The 10,643-nt window shown below is 51.0% G+C and carries 7 protein-coding genes; all 7 read left to right on the plus strand.

Annotated features, from left to right (window positions below):
- Window positions 1-78 precede the first annotated feature (78 nt).
- The 7 genes from ACEVG1_RS20775 to ACEVG1_RS20805 all read left to right on the plus strand — a co-directional run bounded on the left by ACEVG1_RS20775 (window position 79) and on the right by ACEVG1_RS20805 (window position 10,493).
- Entirely contained in the window at window positions 79-1,761 is a 1,683-nt protein-coding gene (locus tag ACEVG1_RS20775) for a DUF4350 domain-containing protein (protein ID WP_374745659.1), read from the plus strand.
- 64 nt (window positions 1,762-1,825) lie between these two features.
- Window positions 1,826-3,169, plus strand: coding sequence for a Gfo/Idh/MocA family protein (locus ACEVG1_RS20780; protein ID WP_374745653.1), 1,344 nt, complete (start codon window positions 1,826-1,828; stop codon window positions 3,167-3,169).
- A 17-nt stretch (window positions 3,170-3,186) separates the two neighbouring features.
- Entirely contained in the window at window positions 3,187-4,257 is a 1,071-nt protein-coding gene (locus ACEVG1_RS20785; protein WP_374745654.1) for a PmoA family protein, read from the plus strand.
- Window positions 4,258-4,418: 161 nt separating this feature from the next.
- On the plus strand, window positions 4,419-5,789 hold the full coding sequence (locus tag ACEVG1_RS20790) for a tagaturonate reductase (protein ID WP_374745655.1): 1,371 nt from the start codon (window positions 4,419-4,421) through the stop codon (window positions 5,787-5,789).
- Window positions 5,776-7,443, plus strand: a complete 1,668-nt coding sequence (locus tag ACEVG1_RS20795; RefSeq protein ID WP_374745656.1) for a UxaA family hydrolase — start codon at window positions 5,776-5,778, stop codon at window positions 7,441-7,443. The genes ACEVG1_RS20790 and ACEVG1_RS20795 overlap by 14 nt, the downstream gene beginning before the upstream one ends.
- Before the next feature lie 59 nt (window positions 7,444-7,502).
- Window positions 7,503-8,909, plus strand: a complete 1,407-nt coding sequence (uxaC, locus tag ACEVG1_RS20800; RefSeq protein WP_374745657.1) for a glucuronate isomerase — start codon at window positions 7,503-7,505, stop codon at window positions 8,907-8,909.
- Between the two features lie 135 nt (window positions 8,910-9,044).
- Entirely contained in the window at window positions 9,045-10,493 is a 1,449-nt protein-coding gene (locus ACEVG1_RS20805; RefSeq protein WP_374745658.1) for an MFS transporter, read from the plus strand.
- Window positions 10,494-10,643 lie beyond the last annotated feature (150 nt).

Below are 10,643 nucleotides of genomic sequence, written 5' to 3' on the forward strand. Positions count from 1 at the left end.
GCTTGAAAAACCTCTGTAACTAACTATATTTCAAATATTTCAAAGAACTATTTTGGATTTTAATGGGACACTAATGACATCCAGCAGCAAATGGACCATTACGTGCGGGAAGATGGCACCATCAAGATGTACAGAAAAGATGACTACAACATTGACTTTGTCAATAACGGCAAGGTATTGCTGTTGCTGTACCAAGTAACGGGAAAGGAGAAGTACTTCAAGGCGGCATCGGTTTTGCGCAATCAGTTAAAGACACACCCGAGGACAACCGACGGTGGATTTTGGCATAAGAAAATATACCCGCACCAGATGTGGTTGGACGGACTATATATGGGCCAGCCCTTTTATGCCGAATATGCCAAACTATTTGGCGAAACCGAGGCTTTTGACGATATTACCAATCAATTCGTGTTGATGGAAAAACATAGCCGCGATCTACACACCGGATTGTTGTACCACGGGTGGGACGAATCGCATGAACAAGCTTGGGCCAACGATACCACCGGACGCTCCCCCAACTTCTGGGGGCGGTCGCTTGGATGGTACGGCATGGCATTGGTAGATGCGCTCCCGTATTTTCCCGAGGGGCATCCAGGCATCGATTCCCTCACCGGTATTTTGCAGCGTTTGGCGAAGGCGGTGGTTGATTTCCAGGATAAGAAATCGGGAGTTTGGTACGATGTTGTCGATATGGGGTATCGGCCTGAGAATTATCTGGAAGCGTCGGCGTCGTGCATGTTGGTGTATACCCTCGCGAAAGGTGTGCGGCTTGGATACCTGCCGAAGGCCTATTTGCGGGCAGCAAAAAAGGGTTATCGTGGTATACTGAATGAGTTTGTAACGCCTCGTGATGGCGGCGGTGTCAACCTCGAAGGGACGGTGATGGTCTCCGGCCTTGGTGGGTCGAGCAATTACCGGGACGGCAGCTTTGACTACTACATGAGCGAGCCCGTTATCCAGAATGACCCGAAAGGGATCGGCGCGTTCATCAAGTGCGCCACGGAAATGGAAATGTTGCCTACCCTCAACGATGGAAAAGGGAAGACCGTGGTGCTCGACAACTACTATAACAATGAATACCGTGCCGACGCTACCGGGAGGCAGGTGCGCTACCATTATACGTGGGAGGACCAGTCTAACGGTGGATACTCGTTTCTCGGTTACATCTTTGGCCAACACGGTGCAAAGAAGGTATCACTCCCGACAAAGCCCGATCCGGAGGCACTACGCCATGCCGGCGTGTATATCATTGTAGACCCGGATACGGACAAGGAGACCGCGCAACCCAGGGTATTGGAAACGCCCGAAATCGATGCAATCGCTGATTGGGTGAAAAAGGGGGGCGTACTCGTGCTGCTGGGAAACGATCGGGGTAACATGGAGTTTACACACTTCAATAGGCTGGCTACGCGATTCGGCATCCAGTTTAACGAAGACAACGAATTGCTCGTAAAGCAGAATGATTTCCGGCAGGGCGCCGTGCTGCTGGAAGCACGGAATAAGGTATTTAAAAGGCCCTACCGATTGTTCCTGAAAGAAGTGAGCACACTGACCGTAACCGACCCTGCCAAAACGCTGGTGCGACAGCACGGTCTGAATCTGATGGCCACGGTCAAGTATGGTAAAGGTGCCGTGTTTGCCCTTGGGGACCCTTGGATTTACAACGAATATATCGATGGCAGGAAACTGACCCCAGACTTTGATAATTATCCAGCCGCCCAAGCATGGGTGCGCTGGCTGTTACGTACAGCTAAGAGATAAACGAATAATGGGTTTTGGACGTTATAGTTACAACAGATAGTTACAATTATAAAATCAGATGAAGATGAAAACAACAAGTTCACGTAGGGAATTTATCAAACAGGCTTCGCTGGGAGCCGGCGTTGTCGGGCTGTCCGCTATGGGGTTCAGTGCAAAAAGCTATGCACGGATTATCGGGGCCAACGACCGGGTGCTGGTAGGCATCGTTGGGTTCTCCAACCGCTTTAGAAGCTCACTTTTTCCCTGTTTCATGGACCACGCCAAGGCCCAGAATTTTGAGTTCGTGGCGGTTTCGGACCTATGGAACCGGCGTCGCGACGAGGCCTATGCCTATGTAAAGGAAAAAGCAGGTATCGAAATTGCGAAATACCGGAATAATGATGAACTTTTTCCACGGACCGATGTGGATGCGGTCATCATCAGCACGGCCGACTTCCAGCATGCACTGATTGCGGCGGAGGCGGTACGCCACGGCAAGGATGTGTATGTGGAAAAACCGTTGGCCGAAACGCTGGAAGATGCCAAAATAGTACGCAAGGCCGTGGAGGAAACCGGGAAAATATTGCAGGTAGGTTCGCAGCGCCGCAGTGCGCCCAACTACATCGCAGCCAATGAATATATCCGATCGGGCAAATTCGGCGATATTAAAATGGTGGAGATGACCTGGAACGTAAATCAGCCCGGCCGATGGCGTCTACCCCAACTGACCAAGGAAATCCGTGAACAGGATACCGATTGGAACCGTTTCTTGATGAACCGCCCGAAAGTGGAATGGAACCCGCGTTATTACCTCGAATACCGGTTATTCTGGCCCTACTCTTCGGGGATATTCGGCCAGTGGATGGCGCACCAAATCGATACCGTGCACTGGTTTACAGGGCTGCCACACCCGCGCAGCGTGGTGGCAAACGGCGGTATATACCTGTGGAACGATGGCCGTACCAATCCGGATACGCTGACCGCGGTCATGGACTACGGGCCGGCCAACGACCCTGCCAAAGGATTCCAGGTACAGTATTCTTCCAGGTTTACCAACTCGGCCGGCGGGGTGAAAGAACTTTATTTTTCTAATGGCGGATCCTTGAATCTCGATACCAACGAAGTAACATCACAAGGTGGATTGACGCAAGGTATGGCCGACCAGATGGGAATGAAGGCAAACCTGCTAGAACCGTTTACGCTTTCAAATGCTGCCAAAATCGAAACATCGGCAAATACGGGGGGTGACCCGATGACGTCGCTCCATATGCTCAACTGGATGGAGTGCGTGCGTAGCCGCAAAAAGCCAAATGCGGACGTCGTGGCTGGGTATAACCATTCTGTTGCCAACATCATGGGGCATACCGCCTATGAAACCGGCAAACGGGTGACGTTCGACGACGACAAACAGGAAGTGGTTATCTCTTAATCAGCAATTTGTACAAGATGAAAGCAAAAATTTTATTCGGCGCACTCGTGCTGTCCGCAGCCTTTATGGGCTGTGGGCAACCCCAGCCGGGACAGACCCAATCGGGGCAGACCGACCGATTCTCGTTCGTAGAACACCCTGAGAGCAGCCGCATCGATGTGCTGCTTGATGGGCAACCATACACGTCATATTGTTATGCCGATAGTTTAAAGAAGCCGGTATTGTACCCTCTCCGCACCAAAGGAGGGCATTTCATTACAAGGGGTTGGCCTGCGCAACCCCGGGCAAACGAACGGACAGACCATCCGCATCACATTGGATTGTGGTTTAACTACGGCGATGTAAACGGATTGGACTTTTGGAATAACTCCCCGGCCATCCCGGCCGAAAAACGCATGGGCTATGGCAGTATCCACCACGCGGCTGCCAACAGCATGGAAGCCGATGGAAATACCGGTAGGCTCCATGTGACGAAATATTGGCAGGGGCCGCAAGGAGACGGCCTGCTGAAAGAAGATACGCGGTATGTTTTCCAAGTGGATGACGGAGGCAATACGTCCATTGAACTCGATATCAAATTGACAGCCCTCAGAGATGTATCGCTTAAGGATAATAAGGAGGGCGTACTTGGCATACGGTTGGCACGTGAACTTGAACATCCTTCCAATGAACCCGCCAAATTTACCGATGCCAATGGCATCGTGACCGAAGTGGCCCAGACGAACAATCAAGTGGTTACGGGACACTACATAAGCAGCGAAGGTGCAGAAGGCGATGATGTATGGGGGACCCGGGCGAAATGGGTAACCCTGAACGGTACCTTGGAGGGGGAAGATCTATCGCTGGTTATCCTTGACCACGCCGGAAATCCGGGATACCCCACTTATTGGCATGCCCGCGGGTATGGATTGTTTGCAGCTAACCCACTGGGGCAACAAGCACTCAGTGACGGAAAGGATGTATTAAACTTTAAATTGGATAAGGATGCATCTACGCGGTTCAGATACAAGATTTTAATCCATGCAGGGAGTAAGCTGGACGCAGCAGCCATCAACAATCAATTGGTCGAATTTAGTGGCCAACCATAAACCAGCTTACATATACACGGGCGCAAACGTTGCCGGCAACGTTTGCGCAATTATAGTGGTCCAGTTGTTTCTTTCGTTAATCGGCAAACTGTAAAATTGCAGTGGCAAGTGGTTGTAGTGTGCTTGCCCAGAGAGCGCTACGTACTTAAGGTTTTATTGAGATGATATTGAACAGCCAATTTATTGACGGCGGGGCATACCCGGAAAAGATACTCCAGTTTGGAACAGGGGTGTTGCTTCGCGGGTTGCCGGACTATTTTATTGAGAAGGCAAACCGGGCGGGGTCATTTGGCGGAAGTATCGCCGTGGTGAAATCAACAGATACGGGTGGTGCCGACCAATTCGCACAACAGGACAACCTGTACACCATCCATATTAGGGGGCTTGAGCGTGGACATGACGTGCAGGACGTACTGTTGGTGTCGTCGATCAGCCGCGTTATCACTGCTATCGACGACTGGGCCGCAGTGTTGGACTGCGCCCGGAATCCCATGCTGAGCATTGTTATCTCGAATACCACGGAAGTAGGGATTGTATTCGACGAGCAAGATAATCCCCTTGCGTTGCCACCGGCATCCTTTCCCGGTAAATTGACCGCCGTTCTACACGAACGTTTCCATGCATTCAAAGGTGCTGCCGATCGGGGGCTGGTTATCCTTCCTACCGAACTTATTGACAAGAACGGAGCGGTATTGCGTGACATCGTTGTCGCGTTGGCCGAACGCCACCAACTGGGGGCCGATTTTATCGAGTGGGTGAAAAGTAGCAACCATTTTTGCAATACTTTGGTAGATCGGATCGTGCCGGGTAGCTTAGAGGACGCCGATCGGATAGCGGCCGAAAGACAGCTGGGTTATCAGGATCATTTAGCCATCATGGCTGAACCGTTTTGCCTTTGGGCCATCGAATCCAGCGACCCGCGCGTATACGAAGCGCTTTCATTTGCGGGGGCGGACAGTAGGATGGTGATTACCCCTGACATTGGAAAATTCAAAGAACTGAAGTTGCGCCTACTCAACGGGAGCCATACGTTTGCCTGTGGGCTGGCCATACAGGCCGGGTTTGATACCGTAAAGGAAGCCATGGCGAACCCTATATTTTCGGATTATGTGAAACGGTTGATGCATCGCGAGATCATTCCGACCCTGGGGGCCATCGGGATTGATCGGGAAGCAGCGGTTGAATTTGCAGATCAAGTGATCGACCGGTTCAGTAACCCGTACCTCCGTCACCAATGGCAGAGCATCCGTACAAATTATACCTCAAAAATGCGGATGCGGAATATGGCAACCTTGGAGCGCCATTTCAACAGTGGCGGCGAGGCAGCCCCCTATATGGCGTTGGGTTTTGCAGGCTATCTGCGGACTGTAGATGCAGCCGGATACGGTCAGTTGCTTGCAACATGGGAAAGCGAATTGCTGCCACTCGGTAATTTCCTGCCAACAGTAAGGGGTTATTTGGACCAGCTCCAGCGGCGATCGCCACTGGAAGTAATCGACCTTTTGAATACAGCCGGAAATGAAGGGGAATGAAAATAGGGTGGCCGACGGGTACGTGCTACGGATCCATCCAAACGATAACGTGCTGGTTGCGTTGCAGGATCTGAAGGCCGGTGAGCGCATTGCTTATGCAGGTATAGATTATGTGCTGGTAGACGAAGTGCCGGCGAAACATAAGTTTTTTACAACTGACATGGCAGCGGGCGATGAAGTAAGGATGTATGGTGTGTTGGTTGGCCGGACGGTACACGACGTGAAGGCGGGCCAGTGGATGTGTACAGACAATGTAAAGCACGCTGCGGAACCTTATTTCTACCGGCCTACGGCTTATCAATGGTCCCCGCCCGATGTGTCCAAATTTCAGGAACGCACGTTTATGGGGTACCATCGGAGCGACGGTCGGGTGGGTACAGCGAACCATTGGCTTTTCATTCCGACGGTGTTCTGCGAAAACCGTAATTTGGATGTCATCCGCGAGGCATTGCACCATGAGCTTGGGTATGCCGTTACGGATAAATACCGGATGAAGGCCCACTTGCTGCGGGAATTGGTCGAACGAGGAGGGGACATCAAAACGGCCGACCTGACGATCCGGGAATCCGTCGTTCCCGTAAACCGGTTGTTTAAGAATGTGGATGGGATTAAATTCCTTAACCATCAAGGTGGATGCGGCGGCACACGCCAGGATGCTGCGATACTCGGAAAGTTATTGGCTGCTTATGCAAACCATCCGAACGTAGCTGGTGTAACCATATTGAGTTTAGGTTGCCAAAACCTGCAAGTGAGTGATTTGCTCACTGAATTGGGTACTTTGAACCCGGCTTTTGATAAACCCTTGCTGGTTTTTGAACAACAGCGGAGCCGCAATGAAGAAGAACTGATCACCGAAGCCATCCGCCAGACATTCATGGGCTTGGTGGAGGCTAATAAAATAAGCCGGAAACCCGCACCGTTGAGTGAGCTGACCCTTGGTGTGAAATGCGGGGGGAGCGATGGTTTCAGTGGCATCACCGCAAATCCGGCGGTTGGTCATTGTGCCGACCTGTTGGTGGCGTTGGGCGGGAAAGTATTGCTTGCCGAATTTCCCGAACTTTGCGGGGCCGAGCAGTACATCATCGATAGGACAAACGATGAAGCGGCGGCCCGCAAGTTCATCAGCCTAATGGAAGGCTATAGCACTGCGGCCGAACAAGTAGGATCGGGGTTCCACATGAACCCTTCGCCCGGAAATATCCGCGACGGCTTGATCACCGACGCCATCAAAAGCAATGGCGCAGCGAAAAAAGGAGGTACGTCGCCCATTATGGATGTATTGGACTATACTGAACCGGCTACCAAAAAAGGACTGAGTTTAGTGTGTACCCCGGGTAACGACGTGGAGGCGACGACGGGAAAGGCCGCTAGCGGTGCCACATTGATCTTATTTACCACGGGTCTTGGTACGCCCACGGGTAACCCCGTATGCCCGGTCATCAAGGTGGCCACCAATAGTGAGTTGGCCCGCAGGATGGAAGATATCATCGATATCGATTGCGGCCCGATTGTGACAGGCGATCGGACAATCGAACAAATGGGCGAGGAGATATTGGCGTATTGCATTCGTGCGGCGTCGGGTACGGTGGTGCCTAAGGCGGTGCAACTCAACCAGGATGATTTCATCCCCTGGAAACGGGGGGTGTCGCTGTGAGGTGCGATTGACGGTTTGATTTTTTGATTGAGGATTTTAAACTTACTATTTATAAAAAGATGAAGAATTTTCTGGACGAACAATTTCTCTTGAATACGAAAACGGCACAATCGCTCTACCACGATTACGCAGCCGATATGCCGATTATCGACTACCATTGCCATCTTCCGCCGCAGCAGATCGCCGAGAATACGCAATTTGATAATATTGCACAGGTATGGCTCAATGGTGATCACTATAAGTGGCGAGCCATGCGTACAAACGGTGTGGATGAAAGTTACATCACGGGGGATAGACCTGATCGTGAAAAGTTCCGGAAGTGGGCGGAAACGGTTCCCTATACCTTGCGCAACCCACTGTATCACTGGACGCATTTGGAGTTGAAACGCTATTTCGGTATTTCCGAACTGTTGGCGCCTGGCACGGCCGACCGGATATTTGACGAGACACGCGAAAAACTGAAGTCGCCCGAATACCGCGTACGGGGCTTGTTGAAACGGATGAACGTGAAGGTGATCTGTACCACCGATGACCCCTTGGATACCCTTGGTTACCACCGGGCACTTGCGGAAGAAGGATATGAACTACCGGTATACCCCGCATTCCGGCCCGACGCCGCTATGGACCTCAGTGATACAGTGAAGTTCAGTAGCTACGTTTCGCGGCTGGCGGTGGCTACCAACCGACCCATATTCCATTTCGCTGATTTCGTCAGTGCGCTTAGAGAACGTCATGAATTTTTTGCGTCGATGGGCTGCAGGGTGTCCGACCACGGGTTGGAGGAAATATATGCCGACGAGTACACGGACGATGCCATTGAACGTGTTTTTAAAGCTGCCGTGGCACACGACAGCATATCGATGCATGAGCACAGGCAATTCAAATCGGCCATGCTGCACTTGTTTGCGCAATGGGATGCCGAAAAGGGGTGGGTGCAACAGTACCACCTAGGTGCATTGCGTAACAATAATTCGCGGATGATGCGACGGTTGGGACCGGATACCGGTTGGGACTCCATTGGCGACTTCAGCCAAGGCCGGGCACTTTCTGCATTTCTGGATAGGCTCGACCGCGATGACCAATTAGCAAAGACTATTTTATACAATCTCAACCCGGCTGCCAATGAATTGATGGCTACGATGATCGGTAATTTTAACGATGGCTCCATACCCGGCAAAATCCAGTTCGGTTCGGCATGGTGGTTCCTTGACCAGAAAGATGGGATGACCAAGCAAATCAATGCACTGTCGAACATGGGCCTGTTGAGCCGGTTTGTGGGGATGCTGACTGATTCGCGGAGTTTCCTATCCTTTCCGCGGCATGAATATTTCCGACGACTGTTGTGCGACTTGTTTGGAACGGAAGTTGAAAATGGAGAACTTCCCAATGACCTGGAGTGGATAGGGCAAGTGATACAGGATATCTGCTATAACAATGCTAACCGTTACTTTGGCTGGGACGAATAGGATCTTCCCGGCCACACGAAAACGATTTCGCAGAATTTCCATCACGAAAAGTAGGCGATTCGACAAGTCTTTCTATATTTGGGGAGGCGTAAACGTTTACGCGTAATAAATCTAATCATTTTTGATGCTTATATTATGAATGCTCAACCGTTAAGTAACTATCGATGGAATATCTGCGCGCTGTTGTTTTTTGCGACCACCATAAACTACTTGGACCGGCAGGTGCTGTCCCTCACCTGGAAGGATTTCATCGTTCCCGAATTTCATTGGCGGAATAACGATTACGGAAACATCACGGCGGTGTTTTCAATCGTATATGCTGGCTCCATGCTGTTTGCGGGGCGGTTGGTTGACTGGATGGATACCAAGCGCGGGTTTTTATGGGCGATTGCCGTTTGGTCGGTCGGTGCATGTATCCATGCCTTTTGTGGGATAGCTACCTCGGGTATCCTGACAGGCAATTGGTTTGTGGGTTTCGAAGAGGCTAAAGAGCTGATCGGTACGGTTGGCGACGTAAGCGCCGTGATTTCGGTCAGCGTTACGTTGTTTATTTTTGCTCGGATTATTTTAGCTATCGGTGAATCGGGTAACTTTCCTGCCGCGATTAAGGCGACGGCGGAGTTCTTCCCCAAAAAGGACCGCGGGTTTGCAACGAGTATTTTCAATGCGGGTGCTACGGTAGGCGCATTGGCTGCGCCATTGACTATCCCTTTCATTGCGGCAGCCTATGGATGGGAAGCTTCCTTTGTCATTATTGGCGCGTTGGGGTTTGTATGGATGGGGTTTTGGATTTTCATGTATAAGAAACCACACGTGCATCCGCGGGTAAACGCCGCTGAACTGGCCTACATCCAACAAGATGATTTGGTTGACAATGAACGAGTCCTAGCCGAGCAGGCCGCATCACCGCGTAGGAAAATGTCTTTCGGGCAAGCGTTTAAATATCGGCAAACTTGGGCATTTGCCGTGGGTAAGTTCATGACCGACGGCGTTTGGTGGTTCTTTCTTTTTTGGACACCGGCATACCTCAGTTCGGTGTATAACCTGGATTCGACGGAGAGCGCATGGCATATTTTTACGCTGTATGCACTCACACTCTTATCCATCATCGGTGGGTGGCTGCCCACTTATTTCGTCGAAAAGCAAAACATGAATCCCTATTCGGGCCGGATGAAGGCGATGCTTATCTTTGCATTCTTTCCATTGCTGACTCTGCTCGCACAACCGCTTGGCCATGTCTCTGTGTGGATTCCCGTAGTCATCATCGGTATTGCTGGCGCGGCACACCAAGCCTGGTCGGCCAATATCTTTTCTACCATCGGCGATATGTTTCCCCGCTCCAGCGTGGCCACGATTACCGGGATAGGCGGCATGGCAGGAGGCGTGGGTGCATTCTTGATTAATAAGGGTTCCGGTCTGTTGTTTGACTATTCCGTCGATACGAATATGAAATTCATGGGTTTCGAAGGAATCGAGTCCGGATATTTCATTATTTTCGCTATCTGTGCGGTGTCTTATTTAATCGGGTGGTTCATTATGAAATCGTTGGTTCCGCACTACGAACCTATTACTGATATCGATTGATAGTTGCTGGAAAGCGCAAAGGCGATTGATAAAAAAAACCTTTAGCAACAACTAACTGCTAAAGGTTTTTTTATGTGCGCCCGGCATGGGCGATAACTCTAGGGTGCAAGTCCCGAACACGCTTAGCAGTAGGAAGTGTTAGCCAAAGGC

The organism is Parapedobacter sp. 2B3 (genome assembly GCF_041925275.1).
GTDB lineage: Bacteria > Bacteroidota > Bacteroidia > Sphingobacteriales > Sphingobacteriaceae > Parapedobacter > Parapedobacter pyrenivorans_A.